The 22,152-nt window shown below is 42.8% G+C and carries 22 protein-coding genes; 17 read left to right on the top strand and 5 right to left on the bottom strand.

Going from position 1 to position 22,152, the window contains the following annotated elements:
• Positions 1–364: 364 nt before the first annotated feature.
• Positions 365–994 (top strand): hypothetical protein, encoded by a 630-nt coding sequence (locus AC1DOV_RS05335; protein WP_477511874.1) that lies wholly within the window; start codon positions 365–367, stop codon positions 992–994.
• Between the two features lie 111 nt (positions 995–1,105).
• On the opposite strand, the gene AC1DOV_RS05330 is transcribed toward AC1DOV_RS05335, so the two are convergent.
• Positions 1,106–1,216: a sporulation protein YjcZ gene (locus AC1DOV_RS05330; RefSeq protein ID WP_083681511.1), complete on the bottom strand. Its 111-nt coding sequence runs from the start codon at positions 1,214–1,216 to the stop codon at positions 1,106–1,108.
• A 156-nt stretch (positions 1,217–1,372) separates the two neighbouring features.
• On the opposite strand from AC1DOV_RS05330, the gene AC1DOV_RS05325 reads away from it, so the two are divergent.
• Positions 1,373–1,783, top strand: coding sequence for a GNAT family N-acetyltransferase (locus tag AC1DOV_RS05325; RefSeq protein ID WP_477549362.1), 411 nt, complete (start codon positions 1,373–1,375; stop codon positions 1,781–1,783).
• A gap of 86 nt (positions 1,784–1,869) precedes the next feature.
• Here the strand turns inward: AC1DOV_RS05325 and lexA are convergent, their stop codons facing one another.
• Positions 1,870–2,490, bottom strand: coding sequence for a transcriptional repressor LexA (gene lexA / locus AC1DOV_RS05320; protein WP_054024635.1), 621 nt, complete (start codon positions 2,488–2,490; stop codon positions 1,870–1,872).
• Between the two features lie 159 nt (positions 2,491–2,649).
• Between lexA and yneA the strand changes: the two genes are divergently transcribed.
• From yneA to AC1DOV_RS05280, 8 genes are all read left to right on the top strand, one after another.
• A complete protein-coding gene (yneA, locus tag AC1DOV_RS05315; RefSeq protein WP_430058841.1) occupies positions 2,650–3,024 on the top strand; it encodes a cell division suppressor protein YneA in 375 nt (124 codons plus the stop codon).
• 160 nt (positions 3,025–3,184) lie between these two features.
• On the top strand, positions 3,185–3,904 hold the full coding sequence (locus AC1DOV_RS05310; protein WP_477549361.1) for an ABC transporter ATP-binding protein: 720 nt from the start codon (positions 3,185–3,187) through the stop codon (positions 3,902–3,904).
• Positions 3,894–5,249 carry an ABC transporter permease gene (locus AC1DOV_RS05305; protein ID WP_477549360.1) on the top strand — a complete coding sequence of 452 codons (1,356 nt, stop codon included), beginning with the start codon at positions 3,894–3,896 and terminating at the stop codon, positions 5,247–5,249. Before AC1DOV_RS05310 ends, AC1DOV_RS05305 begins: the two co-directional genes overlap by 11 nt.
• 26 nt (positions 5,250–5,275) lie before the next feature.
• The gene (locus AC1DOV_RS05300) at positions 5,276–6,358 is read left to right on the top strand and encodes an efflux RND transporter periplasmic adaptor subunit (protein ID WP_477549359.1); all 1,083 of its coding nucleotides are present in this window, start codon (positions 5,276–5,278) and stop codon (positions 6,356–6,358) included.
• A 121-nt stretch (positions 6,359–6,479) separates the two neighbouring features.
• Positions 6,480–6,671 (top strand): DUF896 domain-containing protein, encoded by a 192-nt coding sequence (locus tag AC1DOV_RS05295; RefSeq protein ID WP_076265812.1) that lies wholly within the window; start codon positions 6,480–6,482, stop codon positions 6,669–6,671.
• Between the two features lie 45 nt (positions 6,672–6,716).
• The gene (locus AC1DOV_RS05290) at positions 6,717–7,706 is read left to right on the top strand and encodes an aldo/keto reductase (RefSeq protein ID WP_441963228.1); all 990 of its coding nucleotides are present in this window, start codon (positions 6,717–6,719) and stop codon (positions 7,704–7,706) included.
• A 26-nt stretch (positions 7,707–7,732) separates the two neighbouring features.
• A complete protein-coding gene (locus AC1DOV_RS05285) occupies positions 7,733–8,239 on the top strand; it encodes a hypothetical protein (protein ID WP_076265814.1) in 507 nt (168 codons plus the stop codon).
• Positions 8,240–8,263: 24 nt separating this feature from the next.
• Positions 8,264–9,052 carry an HAD family hydrolase gene (locus AC1DOV_RS05280; protein WP_430058852.1) on the top strand — a complete coding sequence of 263 codons (789 nt, stop codon included), beginning with the start codon at positions 8,264–8,266 and terminating at the stop codon, positions 9,050–9,052.
• Between the two features lie 73 nt (positions 9,053–9,125).
• Here the strand turns inward: AC1DOV_RS05280 and AC1DOV_RS05275 are convergent, their stop codons facing one another.
• A complete protein-coding gene (locus AC1DOV_RS05275; protein ID WP_076265816.1) occupies positions 9,126–9,674 on the bottom strand; it encodes a 1,2-dihydroxy-3-keto-5-methylthiopentene dioxygenase in 549 nt (182 codons plus the stop codon).
• A gap of 166 nt (positions 9,675–9,840) precedes the next feature.
• Between AC1DOV_RS05275 and metH the strand changes: the two genes are divergently transcribed.
• Complete coding sequence (gene metH, locus AC1DOV_RS05270) at positions 9,841–13,257, top strand: methionine synthase (protein ID WP_430059337.1); 3,417 nt, start codon at positions 9,841–9,843, stop codon at positions 13,255–13,257.
• A 110-nt stretch (positions 13,258–13,367) separates the two neighbouring features.
• A complete protein-coding gene (rnz, locus tag AC1DOV_RS05265; RefSeq protein ID WP_477549358.1) occupies positions 13,368–14,309 on the top strand; it encodes a ribonuclease Z in 942 nt (313 codons plus the stop codon).
• Positions 14,310–14,348: 39 nt separating this feature from the next.
• On the opposite strand, the gene AC1DOV_RS05260 is transcribed toward rnz, so the two are convergent.
• Together AC1DOV_RS05260 and AC1DOV_RS05255 are read right to left on the bottom strand one after the other, a co-directional pair.
• Positions 14,349–14,960: an SdpI family protein gene (locus AC1DOV_RS05260; RefSeq protein WP_477549357.1), complete on the bottom strand. Its 612-nt coding sequence runs from the start codon at positions 14,958–14,960 to the stop codon at positions 14,349–14,351.
• Positions 14,957–15,244 (bottom strand): autorepressor SdpR family transcription factor, encoded by a 288-nt coding sequence (locus AC1DOV_RS05255; RefSeq protein WP_339202685.1) that lies wholly within the window; start codon positions 15,242–15,244, stop codon positions 14,957–14,959. Before AC1DOV_RS05255 ends, AC1DOV_RS05260 begins: the two co-directional genes overlap by 4 nt.
• A gap of 236 nt (positions 15,245–15,480) precedes the next feature.
• Here AC1DOV_RS05255 and AC1DOV_RS05250 point away from each other — a divergent pair, with 236 nt between their 5' ends.
• The 5 genes from AC1DOV_RS05250 to AC1DOV_RS05230 all read left to right on the top strand — a co-directional run bounded on the left by AC1DOV_RS05250 (position 15,481) and on the right by AC1DOV_RS05230 (position 21,331).
• Positions 15,481–17,727, top strand: coding sequence for a DEAD/DEAH box helicase (locus AC1DOV_RS05250; protein WP_477511905.1), 2,247 nt, complete (start codon positions 15,481–15,483; stop codon positions 17,725–17,727).
• Positions 17,728–17,851: 124 nt separating this feature from the next.
• The gene (locus tag AC1DOV_RS05245) at positions 17,852–19,153 is read left to right on the top strand and encodes a ribonuclease H-like domain-containing protein (protein ID WP_477549356.1); all 1,302 of its coding nucleotides are present in this window, start codon (positions 17,852–17,854) and stop codon (positions 19,151–19,153) included.
• Positions 19,154–19,288: 135 nt separating this feature from the next.
• On the top strand, positions 19,289–20,101 hold the full coding sequence (locus AC1DOV_RS05240; RefSeq protein ID WP_477549355.1) for a TIGR01457 family HAD-type hydrolase: 813 nt from the start codon (positions 19,289–19,291) through the stop codon (positions 20,099–20,101).
• A 38-nt stretch (positions 20,102–20,139) separates the two neighbouring features.
• Positions 20,140–20,970, top strand: coding sequence for an Fpg/Nei family DNA glycosylase (locus AC1DOV_RS05235; protein ID WP_477549354.1), 831 nt, complete (start codon positions 20,140–20,142; stop codon positions 20,968–20,970).
• Positions 20,971–20,998: 28 nt separating this feature from the next.
• A complete protein-coding gene (locus tag AC1DOV_RS05230; RefSeq protein WP_076265823.1) occupies positions 20,999–21,331 on the top strand; it encodes a cyclic-phosphate processing receiver domain-containing protein in 333 nt (110 codons plus the stop codon).
• Positions 21,332–22,152: the final 821 nt, after the last annotated feature.

The following is a 22,152-nucleotide window of genomic DNA, read 5'->3' as shown; positions in this document are numbered from 1 at the left end:
GAGTTTGGTTTTAAAGATTATCAGAGCCATAATTAAGCAGTGGACTCAAATCGCGCCTAAAGAAAAGTATACAGGTCTAAGAGCTACGGTCTAGTGCTTGTATGTTGATGATATATATGCGTCATTAGTAAAACAAACCTTTATAGGATCAGTCAAACACATGGATAATGTGTTCGTGGCTGGTCTTTTTTAGGTTGACTAGAGCCAGTACCACATAGAGTTAGTACTATTCGGGTGGTTATATAGTTGTTATATTCATAACAGTTAATCAACCCAAGCTAATAAACGAAATCGTGACATATATCTTAAACTCAAAACGACCTAATTATAATCTGGATAATCAACGATAAATGAGGTGAGCAGCATGACAGAAACTAGAATAGATGAAGAAACCAATGGCAGTATTTATGTGTTGCTTACGGACACGGGCACATGGTTTACTCGAATGATCAAATTATTTACTGGTGCACCCTATAATCACGCTTCACTTGCACTGGATATAAATCTGAAGAATATATACAGCTTTGGGCGTAAACGTGCAAACAACCCGCTAATCGCTGGATTTGTCAAAGAAAACGTCTATACTGGAACGTTTCGATATTTCCCTAATACGCGCTGTGTTCTTCTAAAGATTGCTTTATCAGAAAAACAACATGCCGCATTGCTTCAATACATTCGTGAGTTTGAAAAAAATAAAGAAAATTACCGATACAATTTAATCGGATTGTTAGGTGTACTGCTTGAGCTTAATATCGAGCCAACAGATTCATATTTCTGCTCCCAGTTTGTTGCTGAAGCCATGCGGAGCAGTGGTATAAACTTGTGGGAACGACCATCCGCGCAAGTTACACCTCATGATTTTCTTAAACATGAGCAAATGCAAATTGTATATGAAGGATTACTTTATGATTATCCGAAACTTGACCGCAAGAAGCTAATACGAATTTCTAATTTAAGAACAACAGCAGTATTGCTAAGAAAACGTGTAATTTAAAATCTCTCCATCTAAATAACAAAGTAGTGGCTGAAAGGAGCATGAATAGCAAAAAGAAGATCCATCAAATGGATCTTCTTTTGTTAATATGAAGAATGGCTCAAATACGAATTAATATCCGAAGCCAAAGCCGCCGCAACTGCAAGCAATGATCACCAGTAGAATGAATAATACTAAGATGATTCCTAAGCTTGAGAAAGCTCCACCCACGTAACCGGACATTTTTCAATGCACCTCCTTACGAGTTGAATACACAGTATGTTATGCGTGATAAATTCATAGTGATTGGGTGTTTGTCATTTGCTGATTAATTGATGCAGGCATTGCGTTTTTAAGTTAAAGAAGCAGGTTTGTATAAATAATTAGCTTCAGCTTTATATGTACGATTTTACAGCGTATACGGATGCTGCTGTAAATTCTTCAGGATTATATTCACAATTGTCCGATTGGGAAAATTTTTGGCAAGAATCCGATGCTGATTTTCCTTATATCGTAACTGTGAACGATGAGATCGCTGGCTTTGCATTAACCAAAAAAGTAAATGAAAATGACAGACACTATAATTTACTTGCACATTTTTTTATTATGCGAAAATATAGAAGATCTGGTGTTGGTAAACAAGCAGCTAAGCTAGTTATACAAAAGCATAGCGGATTGTGGGAGCTGTATCAGCTTGAACGAAATGTTCCCGCACAACAATTTTGGACCCATGTCATTGGAGAGCTCACAAATCAGAATTTTGTTGAAAGGTTTGAGAATGGCAGACGTTACCAACCCTTTAAGCAATAAAGTTAATGTAATAGTCAAAGAAAAGGCTGAATCAACGTTGCAAATACGTTGATTCAGCCTTTTCTTTATGTACATATGAGTTGGTATTAATGAATATCACGGAAAAGTCCAATGACTTTACCTAGAATCGTTACATTTTGAAGTAATATAGGCTGCATTGTGGAATTTTCCGGCTGCAAACGAATATGATTTTTCTCTTTGTAAAATGTTTTGACTGTTGCTTCGTCGTCCTCAGTCATTGCAACGACGATCTCACCATTGTTTGCCGTTTGTTGTTGACGAACGATAACATAATCCCCGTCATGAATACCTGCTTCAATCATACTCTCACCCATGACATTCAATATAAAAACACTGCTGTCACCAACAAAATGGGAAGGAAGCGGGAAATATTCTTCAATATTTTCTGTAGCAGTAATTGGCACACCAGCGGTAACTTTACCAACAATAGGTACTCTAGCTACGGATAGCGGGATAATGCCATCAGAGCCTTCTTGATCCAAAATTTCAATAGCACGCGGTTTAGTAGGATCTCGGCGTATTAAACCTTTTTTCTCTAGACGGTCCAAATGACCGTGAACGGTTGAACTGGACAACAATCCAACAGCTTCGCCGATTTCTCGAACGGAGGGTGGATAGCCTTTCTCCCGAACTTCATTCTTAATAAATTCAAGAATTGAATGTTGTCGGTTAGAAATCTTCGACACTGCAATCACTCCATTAGTAGGTTTGCAAAAAATTATAACATAGAACTCGAGTTCGTACAAACATAAGTTCTTAAGTACAGAGGTTCGTATTTTTTTCGTTGACACCAAACGTTTGTTCGTGTAATCTAAAAACAGAACAAACGTTTGGGGTGTTGATAAATGATAACCAGTCCAAGTTTTTATAGAACCATTCATAAACAAGATACGAACAAAGCAACAAAGGTCAACCGCTTGATTAGGCATTTCATAAAGCGTCATACTGTTAAACTCGTCGTTTGCACTGCTGTGTTTTTCTTATTGTTTACGAGCTTCCTACTTATGGGGACATACGCTTCGAGTAATACTCCCGAAGCCGCTTCCGCGGAAGAACAAATTATTAGGGTGCAATCAGGTGATACACTCTGGAATATAGCAAAACAAGTTTCAGATGGCAGCCATGATATCAGATATATCGTATATTTGATTAAAGATCGGAATGATCTGCAATCAACAGTAATAAAGCCAGGACAGAAGTTAATTATTCCTAGCATTTAGCTTGATTTTCCATTACAATTCAATAGTTCATACAAAAAATTACTTTCTATTTAAAGTAGATGCAGGCCAATCTACTTCTTTAGAAAGTTTTTTTATGTTTACTGCAGGGTTAACCCTTAGTTTAGCCGTCTATTAAAGGGGACTGAAAGGAGATGCTATTTTGTTACGAGTTGAAGAGTTATCCCACTCATTTATGAATGGGCATGAAACAACCACTGTACTGCAGAAAATAAGCTTTCACGTACATAAGGGAGAAATGATTGCGTTGTTAGGGAGCTCCGGTTCCGGTAAATCTACTTTACTGAACTTAATGGCTGGCTTAATGAAGCCTACAGAAGGCCAAATCTTTATTGCGGACCATAATATTGTAACGATGAATGAAAACCGCTTGGCAGAGTTTAGACGGAAGCATATCGGATTTATTTTTCAAGCGTATGAGTTGATAGCCAACTTGACGGTTAGGGAAAATGTGGAGCTTCCGCTTGTATTTCAATCGATGCATCCTTCAATACGGAAGAAAAAAGCTCTTTCGTTATTAGAGCAGATGGGAATTCCTGATAAAGCAGAGTTATTCCCATCTCAGCTCTCGGGAGGACAACAACAGCGTGTCAGTATTGCAAGATCATTGATAACAGAGCCATCAGTTATTTTTGCGGACGAGCCTACCGGTAATTTGGATACCAAAACAGAGGAAGAAATTATTATGATTTTGAAGCAGTTGAATAAAACGATGGATACTACCTTTATTATCGTAACTCATGAACGTGAGGTAGCAGCACAAACGGAAAAAATTATCACGCTGCGAGATGGTTATCTCGTAACGGATCAGGAAGCCGCACGAGAAAGTATGCTTGCGGGGGGAATTCAAATTGAGAATTAGTGATATTTCAAGATTATCATGGGATCAGGTAAGGCGTAGAAAGGTTGTAACGGCATTATGCGCTGCGGGTATTTCTATTGGATGTGCAGCAATAATAATCGCACTCAGTATCGGTGAATCTGCTCAAGTTTACATTGAGAAACAAATGAATAGTTACTTGAAGATGGATGAAATAACGGTCACAGCCAGTACAGGAGCATACGCTGGCGGCGGAGCATCCACAGCTGATGAAGATTCTTTGCAGAAAGGCAAGTTAACCAAGCAAAAGCTTGACATCATGAGACAAATCGAACATGTCAAAGCGGCATCACCATATCAACAGCTCAACTATATGGAGACGATGACGTTAGATGGGCTTACTTCACAAATTCAAACCGAAATTATAGGTACAGATATTGAGATGCTTTCCGCTTTTGGAAATGACATCAATCAAGGAGAAGCAACGAATGTATTAGGTACTATCGTTCTTAACTATGGAGCGACAATGGGATTTATTGATGAAGAGTCGAAACGAAAAATTCGAGAGCAAATCGATGCCAATCCCTATGATGAAACGGTTTATCAGCAATTTGAGAAGTTAAATCGTGTACCAGGGGCTTTATATCAGAAGCAAATACAGCTTCGTTCCTATTCACCTGATGGCCAAGTCGTGTTGAGCGGACCTCTTCGGGTAATAGGCGTGCTCAAGAAGCCAGCAGGAGTCAGTGATGAGCAGTCGATGTATGACAAAAAAGGTTATGTCTCATTAGAGACAGCGGAGCTCTTGAAGAAAGAGCTGAAGCTAGGGAGTGATGAGCAGGAAGCTTATAACTCTATTATTGTAAAAGTAGATAACCAAGCAAAGATTGAACAAGTAGAGAAGCAGCTGCAGAAACTAGTCGTTACGACGCGAACTAATCTACAGCAAAAGGAACAGCTCGCAAATGAATTTAAGATCATAAAAGCTGCGGCACTTGGTATTGGTGTGTTTATTCTAATCATAGCTTCGATATCGATCGTTGTAGCGATGACGATGTCTACCTATCAGAGACGTAGACAAATTGGGATAATGAAGGTGCTTGGTGCGAATTTGGCTCAAATCCGCAACATGTTCATCATCGAGGCAGCACTGCTCGGATTGCTTGGTGGATTGTTAGGTGTACTTTTCTCGTATTGGATTGTATGGGGTATAAATGCCCTCATTTATAACTTATCCGGCGAGACGGACTCTGTCATTATTTTCATTCCATTTATAACGATTCCAATAGGCATGGCTTTTGCGCTTGCTACAGGTATACTATCGGGTATCTATCCAGCAATAAGCGCTTCACGTACGGATGCTTTAACAGCGATTAGGCGCGATTAATTTATGGTTGAAGAAGGAGCTTACATATGAAAAGAAAAATAAAGTGGGGAATAATCGGTATTATTATTATTGGGATAAGTTTTGGACTATACAAAATAGGCAATCCTCCAAGGCAAACAGAATTCGTTTCTGAGTCTCAGCCAATTACATTCCAAGTGACGAACGAAACGATAGCCAATACGGTTGAAGTAAAGGGGAAATCATTGTATGAGCAGGAAACACTCATCTATGCACCTTATGGCTCCGAGGTTAAACAGTGGGCGGTAGAAGACGGGCAGCAGGTGAAAAAGGGTGATATATTGTTTAACCTGGATCAGACGGCAGTGCAAAACGATATTTTACAAATGGAGGCAGTTCTGCGAAAGGGCAAGCTTGAGGCTGAGTTAAACGATTACCTCAATCAATTGAATGACGAATCAGCGGCGATGGAGTCAACGGAAGAAGCACGAAAAAAAGTGCTCGTTGAAAGAGAAATCGCACGTTTATCCAAGGATGTCAATGAAGTAACAGCGAGCATTCAAGCCAAGGAGCTGCAGCAAAAGAAAAAAATGCTTAATGAATCCAGCTTTCGTTCACCAGCAACGGGAATCTTTTTATTCGATAATCCTAACAAACGGCCACAGGCATTGACCGTCAATGAGTATATCGGCAAAGTCGTTGACTTGAACAAATTGCAATTTATCGCCTTAGTTGGCGAACAGGATGTGTTTCGAATTAAAGCGGGCATGCCGGTCAAGGTGAAGATGAATGCGATGAAAGAGCTGAACCTTTCAGGCAAAGTGCTTAAAGTTTCTAAGTTTGCAAAAACGGGAACGGATCAAAACAATTTAAATCAAGCCGCACAATTTGAAGTCGTAATCGTGCTCGAGCCTAACGAGTATTTGATTGCCGGCCTTAGCCTCAGCGGTGCTATTGAAACTGAACGCAAAGAAAATGCAATATCAGTGCCATCGATTGCGATTATTCGCGAGAAAGATAAACATTTCGTGATGCTCGATACAGGCAATGGTCAATATGAGCGTAAGGAAATAAAGATTGGCCTCGAAACGCCAGAACAAACAGAAGTGCTTGAAGGATTGAAGCCAGGCGATCAAGTTGTTTTGCAATAACGAATGCTGCTGTCTGTCGTTACTTTATTCGAGATGAGCTCTGTTGCCTTGACAACTGATTGGTGGAAATGTAAAAGTAGAGAGTAGAGTTTTTTTCATCATGAGAGGAGTAGAGCATGTAATGGAATTCGATAAAATTATAGAACGTATTAACGAGCTGGCTCGTAAAAATAAATCGGAAGGTTTATCCGATGAGGAAACGGTTGAGAGAGAAGAGCTTCGCAAGCAATACTTGACTGTTTTCAAAAGCAATTTCCGTCAACAGCTTGATAAGATCGAAATCGTTGATGACAAAGATAATGTTAAGCACTAATGAATGTATTGTGTAATCATTTAATATCCAAGATGGGGTGATTAGATGAATTTCAAACTATTAGGCAAAAGTGGACTAGCTGTTTCTGAGCTTTGTTTAGGCACCATGACATTCGGCAATACGACAAGTGAGGAAGATTCGATCGAGATGATCGATCGTTTTGTTGATCGTGGAGGCAATTTTCTCGATACGGCCGACGTTTATGTGAGCGGTCGTTCCGAGGAAATCGTCGGCAAAGCGATTAAAAACAAACGATCTGACATCGTTCTTGCTACAAAAGTGCGTATGACAACATCCAGCAATATTAACGGTGTAGGCTTATCTCGCAAACATATTATGGACGGTGTAGAAGCTAGTCTTAAGCGGCTTCAGACTGATTATATCGATCTGTATCAAGTGCATGTATGGGATCATGCGACTCCAATAGAGGAAACGCTGCGCACACTGGATGACCTCGTTACTTCTGGTAAAGTTCGTTACATAGGATGTTCCAATTTTTTTGCTTGGCAGCTGATGAAATCACTAGCGTATAGCGATGCTAGCAGATATGTGCGTTTTGTATCGATTCAGCCTCAATACAGCTTAGTGAGCAGGCAGATGGATCGTGAAATGCTGTCGCTTTGTTTAGAAGAGAAAGTCGGAATTATTCCTTGGGCCCCGATTGGCGGCGGTTTTCTAACGGGACGCTATACAAGGGAAGAGCCAAAGGAAGGACGTCTAACTTCCAAAGTAGGCGAGAGCGCGTGGAATCTGCGGTCTAATGATAAAAACTTTGAAATTCTCGACGCATTGCTGGAAGCAGCGAAAGAGCTGGATAAATCACCTGCACAGGTAGCTTTAAGATGGCTCATTCAGCGAGAAGGCATTACTTCACCGATTTTTGGTGCCAGCAAGCTGGAGCAATTTGAAGATAATATTGGCGCCATCGGCTGGGAAATGCCAAGCGAGGTTTGGAACCGTTTGGAGCAAATAAGTGCGCTTCCGGAAGATTATCCTAATCGTTTTATTGAAAAGTTTCGCAGACCGTTTGAATAAGGTATTTAATTAGGAGGAGAATTTGTTTGTCACGTTCCTGGGAGCGCAAAGTGCGCAAAAATATGGATGTCGTAAATAAGCAGCGCAAGAAGCAAGGAAATGGTCAAATCGTTTTTAATGCAGAGAAATCAGAAAAAATCGTAGGACGCAACTTTATTGCGCCAATACTTTTGATTTTGTTTATCGGCATGTATGTCATTTTGATGTCCAGCTCCTCTACATTTAAAATGGATACGATGTTTTGGATTACGGTAGGATGCTACATTTTGCTTGCGGCTTTGTTCTTTTTCCGCAGACCGTATATTACGATCGGCAAAGACTACATTCAATCACGTCGTCTAACGGGAGACAAGCGTATTCCAGCAGCCTCGATCAAAGGCTTCAGCGTGCAAAAAGGTTATGTGGTCGTGGAGATGCAAAAAGGCGGAAACTGGGTGTTCTCAAAATTGACGAACCGTTTTCCAACCGATGAAATTGGCGAGAAGCTGAAATTATTTGCAAATGCTAATGGAATCGCTTTTCAGCAAAAATAAATAGGCAGGAGAGTTCGAACAACGATGGCTAAACAAGCAGTATTATTTGATCTGGATGACACCTTGCTGTGGGATGACCGCAGCGTTAAGGAAGCTTTTGAAGCTACATGCCAAGCGGCAGCAGCAGAATGCGGGGTTGATCCGAGCGAGCTTGAAGAATCCGTTCGCCGTGAGGCAAGAGCTCTCTACGAATCCTATGAAACGTTCTCGTTCACCAAGATGATCGGGATCAATCCTTTCGAAGGACTCTGGGCACCGTTTCTTGAAGGTGAACAGGAGGAATTCCGCAAGCTTGAGTCACTTGCTCCGGGTTATCGGAAAGCAGCTTGGACACAAGGCTTGAAAGCACTTGGTGTTGATAACGAGGAGCTAGGTGCGAAGCTGGCTGAGCAATTCCCGGCTGAGCGCCGCTTGCGTCCTATCGTATATGAAGAAACATTCCGCGTTCTAGATGCACTCAAAGGAAAATACAAGCTGCTTTTGCTTACGAACGGCTCGCCTGATTTGCAGCGTGAGAAGCTTGCTGGCGTACCGGAACTTGTGCCATACTTCGATCATATTATAATCTCGGGTGAATTTGGTGAAGGAAAGCCGGCAGCATCGATATTCAAGCATGCGCTTGAGCGTCTTGGCGTAGAGACGGATCATGGGATCATGGTTGGAGATAAGCTGACAACGGATATTCTTGGCGCAAATACGATTGGTATGACATCAGTTTGGATTAACCGTCACGGTGTTGTTCGCAATGACGAGATTGTCCCATCACATGAAATTAAACATTTGGAAGAGCTTCTTCCTTTGCTTGAAGTGTAAACTTGCAACAAAAAAGCCCCTCGCGGACAGCTTGTGCTGCTGAAGAGGGGCTTGCATTATTTTTGATTTAATATTAGGCCTGATTAGCAGCAAACTTGTCGTCAGCAAACGGATGAGCGATCCAGCCCTCTGTTTCAATGAAGAGACGAACGGCTACGATTTGGCGATTATCCATGAGTGTGAAGAAATGCGGTTTGTATTCCGGTACGGAAATGACATCGCCAGCTTCAAGCTCAACGTCGAAATAACCAACATCATCAGTACCTTTTATAATAAAGATGCCGCGTCCTGCTGTAATCGCACGAACTTCATCTTCTGTATGCGTGTGTACATTTTCAAACTTTTTGAGCAGCTCGTCTAAGTTAGGCGTAGCATCGGACAATGCGATAATATCCCAAGTTTGATATCCACGACGCTGTGCCAAATCTTTAATTTCTTCGTCATATGTCGCTAAAATTTGCTGCTTCTCTTCATCGGAGAGAACGAATTTTTGCTGTAAATCTTCTGCTAGCTTGCTTGGATTCCAATGCTCGTAAAGCACCTCTTGCTGTTCTAGAAATGCACGAACAGCCTCTTCCCCTTGAATCCGTTCTTCAGTATTGCGAATTCTAATTTCAGCCATGAACATTCCCTCTTTTCCTATAGAGATTAAATGATATAATGATTATAAAACAAATCAAATGGATTGTCGATGGATTACCTTTTCACCACACAGGTATTCTGATAAACTATGTGTTAATGATTTTTGGGAAGGGTGTAGTATTTTGTCAAAACCGACCATACAACAAATGCTTCAGGAGCGCATACTTATTTTGGACGGCGCAATGGGCACGATGATTCAACAAGCTGGATTAACTGAAGATGATTTTGGTGGGGCGGAGCTGGACGGTTGTAATGAAATACTCGTTCTGACTCGTCCTGACGTTATACAGTCTATTCATGAGCAGTACCTAGAGGCTGGCGCAGATATTTTGGAAACCAATACATTTGGTGCGACAAGCGTTGTACTCGATGATTATGATATTCCTGAAAAAGCGAGAGAGATCAATCTAGCAGCTGCTAAGTTAGCGCGTGATGCATGTGATAAGTACAGCACGCCAGACAAGCCGCGTTACGTTGCAGGCGCGCTTGGACCAACGACCAAAACTTTATCCGTAACCGGAGGGGTAACTTTCGATGAGCTCGTCGAGAGCTATTATGAGCAAGCGCTTGCTTTAATCGAAGCTGATGTGGATGCATTATTGCTTGAAACCTCACAGGATACGCTTAATGTAAAAGCAGGCAGCATCGGTATTCGCAACGCCTTTGACAAACTTGGCAAAGAGCTGCCGATTATGATTTCAGGTACGATTGAGCCGATGGGAACGACGCTCGCTGGTCAAACCATCGAATCGTTCTACATTTCGTTAGAGCATTTGAAGCCGATCTCCATCGGGCTCAACTGTGCGACAGGCCCTGAGTTTATGCGGGATCACCTGCGGACACTGAGTGAAATCGCAAACGCTGCAATTAGCTGCTATCCAAATGCAGGCTTGCCGGATGAAAACGGGCATTATCACGAATCTCCAGAGTCGCTGGCTAAGAAGATGTCAGCATTCGCTGAACAGGGCTGGTTGAATATTGCCGGCGGCTGCTGCGGAACAACTCCTGACCATATACGAGTGATGGCTGAAACCATGGCGAAGTATGCTCCGCGCACGAAGATGGGCGAGCATCCAGATGCGGTTTCAGGTATTGAGACGGTATTTATTGAACCGGAAAATCGCCCGATCATGATCGGGGAACGAACAAACATATCTGGTTCGCGCAAGTTTAAACGTCTGCTTAAGGAAGAGAAGTTTGATGAGGCTTCTGAAATTGCACGTGCACAGGTGAAGGGCGGCGCCCATGTCATCGATATCAACTTGCAGGATACCGATATTGATGAAGCGTATGCGGTACATCAATTTTTGCCGCAAGTCGTAAAGAAAATAAAGGCACCGCTTATGCTGGATTCGACTTATGATCATATCATTGAGCTGGGACTGAAATATTCGCAAGGTAAAGCGATTATTAACTCCATTAACTTGGAGGATGGTGAATCCAAGTTTGAGAAGATTTTGCCATTAATCCATCGTTATGGAGCAGCAGTTGTTATGATTCTAATAGATGAACGCGGCCAAGCGGTAACGCGTGAAGCGAAGATGGAAGTTGCGGAACGTTCCTACAATCTTCTGACTCAGAAATACAAGATGAATCCGGAAGATATTATTTTTGATCCCAATATGTTCCCCGTTGGTTCAGGTGATCCGCAATATATCGGTTCAGCTGTAGAGACGCTGGAAGGAATTCGGATGATCAAGGAGAAGTTCCCGCGTGCCAAAACGATCTTGGGTCTGAGCAACATTTCCTTCGGTTTGCCAGATGCAGGTAGGGAAGTACTCAACTCGGTGTACTTGTACCATGCGACAAAAGCAGGGCTAGATTATGCTATTGTTAATACTGAGAAGCTGGAGCGTTATGCATCGATCCCTGATGAAGAGCGTCAACTAGCTGAAGAGCTAATTTACAACACGACGGACGAGTCGCTTGCTGCGTTCGTTGCCGCATTCCGTGACAAGAAGGTAGAGAAGAAAGAAAAGATTTCGAATCTATCGCTTGAGGAACGTTTAGGCTCCTACGTAGTCGAAGGTACAAAAGAGGGGCTTATCCCGGATCTGGATGAAGCGTTGAAGAAATATACAGCGATGGAAGTCATCAACGGGCCGCTAATGCGCGGTATGGAGGAAGTTGGCCGTTTGTTCAATGGCAATGAGCTCATCGTTGCAGAGGTGCTTCAAAGCGCTGAGGTGATGAAAGCTTCGGTAACTTACCTTGAATCATTTATGGAAAAAAATGAATCCTCCGTCAAAGGTAAAATTATTTTGGCGACCGTCAAAGGCGATGTTCATGACATCGGAAAAAACTTAGTCGAAATTATTTTATCAAACAACGGTTACAAAATAATAAATCTAGGCATTAAGGTGCCGCCTGAGCAATTAATTGAAGCTTATCGCAATGAGAAGGCTGATGCTATCGGTTTGTCTGGATTGCTCGTTAAATCCGCACAGCAAATGGTTATTACGGCGCAGGATTTGCGTACAGCCGGCATTGATGCACCGATACTTGTTGGCGGCGCGGCACTGACACGGAAGTTTACGAAAACGAGAATTGGCCCGGAATATGATGGACTTGTTCTTTACGCAAAGGATGCAATGGACGGTCTTGATATCGCCAACAAGCTGATGGACCCTGAGCATCGATCACGGCTTGAAGATGAAATGGCCGCATTTAAAGCATCTGGCGGAGTATACGAGGAAGAGAAGAAACCTTTGCCGCAATTGACGCGGGCTGTTCGTTCCAAAATTTCACCGGATGCGCCTGTATTTACACCGCCGGATTTGGATCGGCATATTCTGCGTGATGTACCGCTTCCTCATGTCATACCTTATGTCAACATGCAGATGCTGCTTGGTCATCACCTCGGACTAAAAGGCAATGTTGATCAATTGTTGAAGGATGGCAATGAAAAAGCAGTGCAGCTAAAAGCGACCGTTGATGAAATATTGCAGAAAGGAACAACCGATGGCATTATAAAAACCCACGGTATGTACCGTTTCTTCCCTGCGCAGTCTTCAGGCAATGATATAATTATTTACAATCCAGTGGACCCGCGTCAGGAAATTAAGCGGTTTACGTTCCCTCGTCAACAGGTGGAGCCTTACTTATGCTTATCTGACTTCTTGAAATCAGTGGATAGCGGCGTTATGGATTATGTTGGTTTCCTAGTTGTAACCGCTGGACACGGCATTCGTGAAATTGCGAATGAATGGAAGGATAACGGCGATTATTTGCGCTCGCATGCACTTCAGTCCGTAGCTCTTGAGGTTGCAGAAGGAATGGCAGAGCGTGTCCACCATATTATGCGTGATATCTGTGGTTATCCAGATCCTGCGGAGATGACGATGAAGCAGCGTCATGGCGCTCGTTATCAAGGCATTCGTGTATCGTTCGGATACCCGGCATGTCCAAACCTTGAGGATCAGGAGCCATTGTTCGATTTGATGAGACCCCAAGATATTGGCGTCGAATTGACTGAAGGCTGCATGATGGAGCCAGAGGCATCCGTATCTGCAATGGTATTCGCTCATCCAGAAGCACAATATTTTAATGTTGAGAAACTATAGCGTATAATAACAAAGAGCCCTTGAGCGTTCGTCATGACGAGCTTAAGAGGGCTCTTCGTTTCAATTCCAGAAGTCGAGGCCGCAGGGCTAAGAGTGGGGTGGATAATAATATGAATATGTGGTTTTTGGGAACGGGCGCAGGAAGACCTTCGAAGTATCGCAATGTAACAGCCGTGGCGCTGCAGCTTCCTGAGCCAACGTGCAGTTTACTGTTATTCGATGCTGGAGAGGCAACGCAGCATCAGCTTATGAGAACATCGCTTAAACTGAATAAGATTGAATACATATTTATTACACATCTGCACGGTGATCACATTTATGGGTTGCCTGGCTTGCTCAGCAGTCGCTCTTTCGATGGCGGAATCACACCTGTACAGCTTTTTGGTCCTGTTGGGATTAGGAGCTATATTGAGTCAACCTTTGCGATTAGTGCTACGCAGCTCGATTATGAGCTCATTATCCACGAATTAACAGGAAATGAAGGTGTTGTTTTTGAGGATAATCGATTTAAGGTTGAGGTAGCGCTGCTTGAGCATCGAGTGACTTGCTTCGGCTATCGCGTAACTGAACAAGATCAGCCCGGCAAGCTGCTCGTCCACAAGCTGAAGGAGTATGGGATTGAAGCAGGTCCGCTTTACGGGGCGTTAAAAAGAGGACAGTCGGTTACATCTCCGAGCGGATTGCTCATTCACACTGAGGATGTTACCGGCCCTACTTATATCGGGAGAGTAATTACAGTGCTCGGAGATACGAAGCCATGTGATAATGCTATAACCTTAGCGAAAGATGCTGATCTGCTCGTTCACGAAGCGACCTTCGCTGCGGGCATGGAAGAGAAAGCACATGAGTTTGGACATTGTACGACGGCGGAGGCGGCAGAAACAGCTGTTAAAGCAAACGCCAAGCGGCTGGTGATGACCCATTTTAGCGGACGTTATAGCAATGAGGATCTTGTACAGCTTGAAGAAGAAGCTGGCGTACACTTCTCTCCTGTCACAGCAGCAACAGATTTTCTACATATCGAAATAAAACGTGCGACTCATATAGAATAAAAAAAAGCAAAAACGTGAGGATTTCCTCGCGTTTTTGCTTTATTTGTTATCTTTGCCAAAGTGAAACGATAGAAATACAGAAGCTAATACGATGATGACAACAATACCGAAAAAAATGAACATTTGGTAAGGGTTTGGAATAAAAGACGAGACAATCATCAGCAATCCGCCAACCACATAAAATATGGATGCTGCTCGATGTGTTTTTTTCCAAACGTCTTCACTGCCAAGCGTATTAACGGTTTTTATGCCAATATAGCTGTTTGGTTGAAAATGCGGCATATACAAGCCTGCCACTGTGAAAATAATACCAATGATCGTGATGATGACTTTGGTGATATCAATAATGAGTCCGTAACCAGATGCAATGGTAACACCGTGAAGCACGAGCAAGCTGATCAAGACTACATTTTGAACCGTGTGAAGATTAGGCTTTTGATTTTGGGAAGCATGTTTTTTTGGAAGGATGACAATTAGGATGACCATAAATGCTGGTAAAAGCAGCAAGGTAAATGCTTTATGCGCCAATCCATCGAATTCAATATTCATATCCCAGTAAATCGCCATTTGCTCGGGTAAATCGGGATAGGTTACGATGCTGGCAATTAAAGCAATGGCAACAATAATCCAAGAGAAGATACTTGCTTTCATTTCTCTACAATCCCTTCGGATTCGCTCTGTTGAAAGGAATTCATCCAGTCCATTAAGTCGTGGAAGACAGCTGTGTTAAGTGAATAATAAATATGCTGGCCTTGCCGTTCATCGGATACAAGCTCTGCTTGCTTTAACAAGCTAAGATGATGAGAGATGCTGGGCTTAGTCATTTGAAAATGGTCGGCTATTTCTCCAGCCGTTAAGTCACGTTCTCGCAATAGTTCTAAAATTTTTCTGCGAGTAGGGTCAGATAGTGCCTTAAAGGCTAAATTGATTGACATGTAAGCTGTCCTTTCCAGCTGACTTTTGAAGTCGTTAGATATTTAAACAACCATCTAATTATAATATAAATTTACTATATTGGTTTTTGTTTCGTGTGTCAATTTGATAGGTGCGACGTCAACAAGTTTGTGGCAAGCAAACAGTTTTTCTTTGGCACTATATATCCAGAACTAAAGACTAGTAAAGGGAACAGATATTCGCTAATATATAGGGTATAGTGAGGTGCTAAGAAATGATAAAAAAGAAATCACTTTCAGAAATGATCCGAAATTTACGAGCCAATGAAAATATTATAAATTGGACTGAAATAGAGCCTCAAGAGGCAAAAACAAAACCTCTGCCAGAAAGTGTTGATCCAAGAATTAAATCGGCTTTCGCAAAAAGAGGAATAGAGCATTTATATACACACCAGCACTCAGCCTACGAAACGATACGTAAAGGTGAAAATATAGTCGCTGTAACTCCGACCGCTTCTGGAAAAACGCTTTGTTATAACCTTCCAGTGTTACAAGCGATAGCGGAAGACGACGGCAGTCGAGCTTTATATTTATTCCCAACGAAAGCTCTTGCACAAGATCAAAAAAGTGAATTAACTGAAATGATAAACGAAATGGGAATTGATATTAAAAGCTTTACCTATGACGGCGATACTTCGCCTGCTATTCGAACGATTGTAAGAAATGTAGGACATATCGTCATCACGAACCCCGATATGCTGCATTCCGCTATCCTTCCACATCATACAAAATGGGTAAGTTTATTTAGCAATCTTAAATATATCGTTATTGACGAGCTTCATACGTATAGAGGCGTATTCGGAAGTCATGTAGCAAATGTCATTCGAAGGCTCAAACGAATATGCAAGTTTTATGGTAGCGATCCACTGTTTATTTGTACATCTGCCACAATTGCTAACCCTAAGGAACTAGCAGAACAATTGACAGGGAATCCTATGCGATTAATTGATGATAACGGCGCACCAAGAGGGCGGAAACATTTTGTTTTTTATAACCCGCCCATTGTAAATAAGCCGCTCAATATTCGAAAAAGTTCTACTGTAGAGGTTAATCAATTAGCGAAGGAATTTTTGACGAACAAAATACAGACGATTGTTTTTGCTCGCAGCCGGGTAAGAGTAGAAATTATTTTGAGCCATATTCAGGAATTGGTTAAAAATGAAATCGGCACAAAATCCATACGAGGCTACCGTGGCGGCTACTTGCCAAATCAAAGACGAGAAATTGAAAGAGGATTAAGAAACGGCGAAATAATAGGCGTGGTCAGCACAAATGCTTTAGAACTAGGTGTAGACATTGGACAGCTGCAGGTCTGTATTATGACAGGTTATCCAGGGAGCGTTGCAAGTACATGGCAGCAAGCTGGACGAGCTGGAAGACGACATGGGGAAGCACTTGTACTAATGGTAGCTAGCAATACGCCTATTGACCAGTATATTGTGCAAAATCCCGAATATTTCTTTGATCGATCCCCGGAATCCGCTAGAATCAATCCGGAAAACTTACTCATTCTAGTTGATCACGTTCGTTGTGCCGCCTATGAGCTGCCTTTTAAAAAGGGAGAACAATTCGGTTCAATAGAAATAGTAGACATATTGGAGTATCTGGTAGAAGAACGGGTACTCACTCAAGCAGCTGATACGTTTTATTGGGCTAATCTGGCTTTCCCAGCTAGTGAAGTAAGTCTGCGTTCTGCCGCACAGGAAAATGTAGTTATCATCGACCAATCAGAAACAGCGAACGTGAAAATCATAGGGGAAATGGACCGTTTTAGCGCTATGACTCTTTTGCACGATGAAGCCATTTATTTACATGAAGGTGTACAATTCCAAGTAGAAAAGCTGGATTGGGAGCATAAGAAGGCTTATGTTCGAAAAGTCGATGTAGAGTATTATACAGACGCGAATCTGGCGGTAAAACTTAAAGTATTAGCAGAGGATAGGATAGAGAGCAAGCGAACTTCATCCATAATATATGGAGATGTTGTAGTAAATTTTCTCGCAACACTTTTTAAGAAAATTCGATTAACGAGTTTTGAAAATATTGGATACGGCCAAGTAAATCTACCGGAAGATGAATTGCATACCAGCGCGACCTGGATAGAATTGAAAGAGGTAGACCCAGCGATTGAAACAAAAACGCTAGAACAGCTGCTTCTTGGAATAGCGAATGTGCTTAGGCATATTGTACCTATTCATGTAATGTGTGACCGAAATGATATTCATGTCGTTTCACAAATCAGGGCCGAGCATACACAGCTTCCAACGATTTTCATATATGACCATTACCCTGGGGGGATTGGACTAGCAGAGGACGTATATAAACGATTTGATGAAGTAAAAGAAGCTGCAATAAAATTAATCCGAAAATGTCCTTGCGAAGATGGTTGTCCGTCTTGTATTGGCACTGAAATATATGGAATTCATGCAAAACAAACAAGCTTAGATCTGTTGAGGTCATTATGATTATGAAGGATTATATTGGCAAGTACGAAATACAGCTCGCTCATCGCGCTCCGCTTGGACCAATTTGTGAGATTGGTGTGCGAAAGCAAACATGTTATCTTCTTAATGAAGCGGAGGGCAAACGATGAGCTTATTACGCGATAAAATGAATCGTTTGCGGGGAAACATCCGCGAGGAAGAGAACCAGCCAGCGTCGGTGGTTCCTGCCACTGAAGAGAAGATGGTACAACAGCCGGAAGGTGATGAAGAATGGCTTTCACCCGTGTGGGAGACCTTCGATGTCAAGCTGGTTACGAATGAAATTGGAAGCTTTTTGCTCCGAAAAATCATTTATCCGTCAGATTATCGCCATGGTCATCATGCATTAGTAGAGCTGCACGAGGCTGCACCTGCCTTATCAGCTTTTCATCCCCATTCTTTAACATCTGCGGAACAAATTATGTTTCTCGATTTGGAAACGACAGGTTTAGGCGTTGGAGCAGGGAACGTTCCTTTCATGGTTGGCATAGGCTATTTGTCAAAGGACCAATTTGTCATCGAGCAAGCGTTGATCAGGCATCCTGCTGAAGAGCGGGCAATGCTTCATTATTTGATGGGGAAGCTGAACGATTATACTTTTTTGTCCACCTACAACGGAAAAACCTTCGATTGGCCGCTCGTTCAAAATCGTTTTATTATGAATGGACTTGGCCAAAAAATGTGGGAGCCTCAGCATCTTGATTTCTTGCATCCTGCAAGATCGATATGGCGTAATACGCTCGTTTCGTGTAAATTGAGCCATGTTGAAGAAGAGCGGCTCGGTATTCACCGGGAGGATGACGTTCCAGGATCACTCGCTCCTCAGCTTTATTTTCAATTTCTGGCGAATGGAGATCCAGCACCGCTTGAGGGAGTTTTTCGCCATAATGAAATAGATATGTTATCCCTAGCTTGTCTAGCGATTCGATTTGGACATTTGTTAAACGGAACGATTAAGTTGTATATTCCGTTGCCCGATGAGCCTGAGGAGATGGTGCGCACAGGTCTTTGGCTAGAGCGTATGGGTAAAATGGAGCTTCCTGATCATTTATTCGATATGGCCATGAAGGAAGAGAACTCAAAACCTTCTACACTAGTCATGCTTGCCGCGCGGGACAAGAAGGCTGGAAATTGGGATCGTGCTGTGTTATTGTGGCAGAAGGCTATTATTCATTCTTCTAATCATTTTGGATCTGCTGCCCATGAAGCAAGCATTGAGCTTGCCATGTATTATGAGCATAAGATCAAAGATTTTGAGTCAGCTTTAGGATATGCGAATGCAGCTTTTGAACGTGCGCTGAATCATTCGCAGCTCATTCGGCCTGATGCAAAAAAAAGAGCGGAGCTCGATGCTTTGCGTAATCGAATAGCAAGGCTGCGCCGCAAATCAACCAAACATGTTCATTAAGAAGCTACTTTTTAAAATAGGATAAAAGCGTAAACAGACAGCTGCAGCTCAACTATATAGCTTATCTTTCAACGGAAAACGTAAGCTTGACCACTATAGTGGCGACTGCCGTTTACCCTTGGGAGGAAAACAACGATGACAACAGGACTGCCTGCCATGCGCGGCTTATTAATTGATCTTGACGGAACCTTATATCACGGTACTCATCAAATTGCTGGTGCAGCTGAACTCATCACTTATTTGAGAGAGATTAAGCTTCCATATCGCTTTGTTACAAACAACTCCTCTTCTACACCCGATGAGGTAGCTGACAGGCTAATGAAAATGGGTATTCCAGCTGCTGCTGATGAGGTATGCACATCCGCGCAAGCGGCTTCTGAGCATATCGCTTCGATTAAGCCAGGTGCATCCGTATTTGTCGTTGGTGAGGCTGGACTAAAACAGGCTTTGCAAGAAGCAGGCTTAAATCTCACAGAGGAACAACCGGATTTTGTTTTACAAGGAATTGACCGTTCGTTCACTTATGAGCGATTAACGAAGGCCGTTCGGTATATTCACAGTGGGGCTGAATTCGTTATGACAAATCCTGATTTGCTGCTGCCATCCAGTGATGGACTCATTCCGGGAGCAGGCTCTATAGGAGCTATGTTGAAGGCAGCGGGCGGCAAAGAGCCTATACTCATTGGCAAACCATCATCCATTCTTATGAGCTATTCATTAAGATCGATTGGCTTAAGCGCTGATGAAACATGGGTAGTAGGCGACAATTTGGCAACAGACATCGCTTTTGGAGCAGCTGCTGGCTGCGGTACGATTCTTGTGCTGACCGGGCTTACTACAGCGCAAAATATCGATTATTATATGGAGCAGGCAGGGTGTAAACCAACTGTCATTTGCAATCATTTAGAAGAGCTTCGTTCTTATATATCTGATCATAGAGATTGTTAAGACTTATAACGAAGAAAATAGGAAGGAAGCGAGCTTTCATGCATGAATTGCCGGAACTGGAAAATTATCGGGCTTTATTGGCGGAGCATTTCGCTGGCGCCCAAATTACCGGTATCGAGATAACAAATGGTAAAGTTTTTCAAGCAAGTGAAGAACAAATTGAGCGTGACGTGATTGGTAAAGTTGTATGGTTCGTTGAAAGAAGAGGTTTACATTTAGTTTTACACTTGGATAATGGAAAACGTCTATTGCTTCATTTGGGGCAAGGGGCTTATTTGTATAGAGGAAGCGAGTCTGATAAACCTGAACGCAACGTTCAGATGAAACTGCATTTCGGTGAAGCCGTATTGTATGGAGTCGGTTTGCGTGCGGATGATTTGCAGTTGTTGACTGTGAAGGAAGTCGAAGGGAAACTTGGACGCCTAGGACCAGATGCATTGGACAAAAGAGTGACAGTGGATCGTTTCATTGCACTATTTGCCAAAAAACGTGTTGCAATCAGAACCGCTCTTAGCGACCAAAACGTGATTTCTGGAATTGGTGCTGCATATGCGGATGAGATTTGTTTTGACGCAGCGATTCGCCCTGACACTAAAGTTCCAGTATTAGAAAACGAAGCATGGGAACGCCTATACGCAGCGATGCATAATGTACTGAAGGAAGCGATTTCACAAGGAGGAGCGGGAGAGCATTCGTTCTTTGAGGGAGATAGCTTAACTGGAAAACATCGGAATCACTTTCAAGTCTTCGAGCGTGAGGGTCAACCATGTTCACGCTGTGGTGCTGTGATTGAGAAAATCGATGTATCTGGCCGCAAAGCGTATGCTTGTCCTGCTTGTCAACAAGATGAGGGATTAAGCGTACTTTGAGTCTATCGGTTGAACGGGGGATTCATTTATGATTCATGTATATTTAGACGATTATCGCACTTGTCCAAAAGGTTTTGTATTGGCAAGCAACGCCGAAGAGTGCAAGCAGCTGATTGACCTTGAGGAAGTGGATATTTTATCGCTTGATTACGATCTAGGCTGGTCACAGCCGACTGGCTACGAAGTCGTGCGCCACATTGTTGAAACGGGTCGTTATCCAAGCCAAATATACTTACACACCTCAAGTGCCGCTGGTCGCATGCAAATGTACCATATGCTTTCAACGAATGCGCCGGCAGAGACCAAGCTGTTCAATGGTCCGATGCCGGAGGCTCTCATTAATAATATAGCTGGGCAATAATATGCACCCAAACCCTCAAGGGCTTTTTAAACCCAGACCCTTTAAGGGCTACTACACCCAAACCCTCAAGGGCTTTCTAGACCCAGCCCCTTCAGGGCTACTACACCCAAACCCTTAAGGGTTTTTTAAAGTGAAATCTTTGAGGATTTTTAAAACTCCCGAACCTAAAGGCTTTTCGAACCCACCCAAACCCTCCCTTCCAAGGGAGGGCCCCAAGGGTTGCACCCTCTGGACACCCGCAACTGGACTAACGTGGGAGCTTGATCGGCGCTCGATAGTTTGGTTAGAGCATCGAACGCTTTCGTCCCTTTGGGACACGCTTTCACTAATTATGGGGAACCCAAGGGGTTTTCGAGCACACCCAAACCTTACCATCCCAAGGTGGATCAAGGTTTGCGCTCTCTGGACAGCAACTGGATTAATGTGGGAGCTTGATCGACGCTCGCAAGTTTGGTTAGAGCATCGAACGCTTTCGTCCCTTTGGGACACGCTTTCTCTAATGATGGGAACCCCAAGGTGGCTTCGAACCCAACAAACCCTCCCTTCCAAGGTAAGGGCCCAAGGGTTGCACCCTCTGGACACCCGAAACTGGATTAACGTGGGAGCTTGACCGGCGCTTATAAGTTAGGGTAGAACATCGAACGCATTCGTCCCTTTGGGACTTGCATTCACTAATGATCGGGAACCCCAAGGGCTTTTCGAACACACCCAAACTCTATATTTTTTAAGGACTTTGAAAGTTACGCTCTTTGGACACGTGCAGTTGGACTAAGGTGGGAGCTTGATCGTCGCTTGCGAGTTAGGGTAGAGTATCTAACGCT

This window comes from Paenibacillus sp. 01T47, assembly GCF_056398245.1.
Note: the sequence above shows the minus strand (reverse complement) of the source record. Positions and strands in the feature narration are given on the sequence as shown.

What these genes read in the sequence shown, in the direction of transcription:
- AC1DOV_RS05230 (WP_076265823.1), top strand. Translation starts at nt 20,999, where the DNA reads ATGATTCATGTATATTTAGACGATTATCGCACTTGTCCAAAAGGTTTT.
- AC1DOV_RS05325 (WP_477549362.1), top strand. Translation starts at nt 1,373, where the DNA reads ATGTACGATTTTACAGCGTATACGGATGCTGCTGTAAATTCTTCAGGA.
- AC1DOV_RS05275 (WP_076265816.1), bottom strand. Translation starts at nt 9,674, where the DNA reads ATGGCTGAAATTAGAATTCGCAATACTGAAGAACGGATTCAAGGGGAA.
- metH (WP_430059337.1), top strand. Translation starts at nt 9,841, where the DNA reads ATGCTTCAGGAGCGCATACTTATTTTGGACGGCGCAATGGGCACGATG.
- AC1DOV_RS05295 (WP_076265812.1), top strand. Translation starts at nt 6,480, where the DNA reads ATGGAATTCGATAAAATTATAGAACGTATTAACGAGCTGGCTCGTAAA.
- AC1DOV_RS05290 (WP_441963228.1), top strand. Translation starts at nt 6,717, where the DNA reads ATGAATTTCAAACTATTAGGCAAAAGTGGACTAGCTGTTTCTGAGCTT.
- rnz (WP_477549358.1), top strand. Translation starts at nt 13,368, where the DNA reads ATGAATATGTGGTTTTTGGGAACGGGCGCAGGAAGACCTTCGAAGTAT.
- AC1DOV_RS05255 (WP_339202685.1), bottom strand. Translation starts at nt 15,244, where the DNA reads ATGTCAATCAATTTAGCCTTTAAGGCACTATCTGACCCTACTCGCAGA.
- AC1DOV_RS05335 (WP_477511874.1), top strand. Translation starts at nt 365, where the DNA reads ATGACAGAAACTAGAATAGATGAAGAAACCAATGGCAGTATTTATGTG.
- AC1DOV_RS05300 (WP_477549359.1), top strand. Translation starts at nt 5,276, where the DNA reads ATGAAAAGAAAAATAAAGTGGGGAATAATCGGTATTATTATTATTGGG.
- AC1DOV_RS05240 (WP_477549355.1), top strand. Translation starts at nt 19,289, where the DNA reads ATGACAACAGGACTGCCTGCCATGCGCGGCTTATTAATTGATCTTGAC.
- AC1DOV_RS05330 (WP_083681511.1), bottom strand. Translation starts at nt 1,216, where the DNA reads ATGTCCGGTTACGTGGGTGGAGCTTTCTCAAGCTTAGGAATCATCTTA.
- AC1DOV_RS05245 (WP_477549356.1), top strand. Translation starts at nt 17,852, where the DNA reads ATGAGCTTATTACGCGATAAAATGAATCGTTTGCGGGGAAACATCCGC.
- AC1DOV_RS05280 (WP_430058852.1), top strand. Translation starts at nt 8,264, where the DNA reads ATGGCTAAACAAGCAGTATTATTTGATCTGGATGACACCTTGCTGTGG.
- yneA (WP_430058841.1), top strand. Translation starts at nt 2,650, where the DNA reads ATGATAACCAGTCCAAGTTTTTATAGAACCATTCATAAACAAGATACG.
- AC1DOV_RS05260 (WP_477549357.1), bottom strand. Translation starts at nt 14,960, where the DNA reads ATGAAAGCAAGTATCTTCTCTTGGATTATTGTTGCCATTGCTTTAATT.
- AC1DOV_RS05235 (WP_477549354.1), top strand. Translation starts at nt 20,140, where the DNA reads ATGCATGAATTGCCGGAACTGGAAAATTATCGGGCTTTATTGGCGGAG.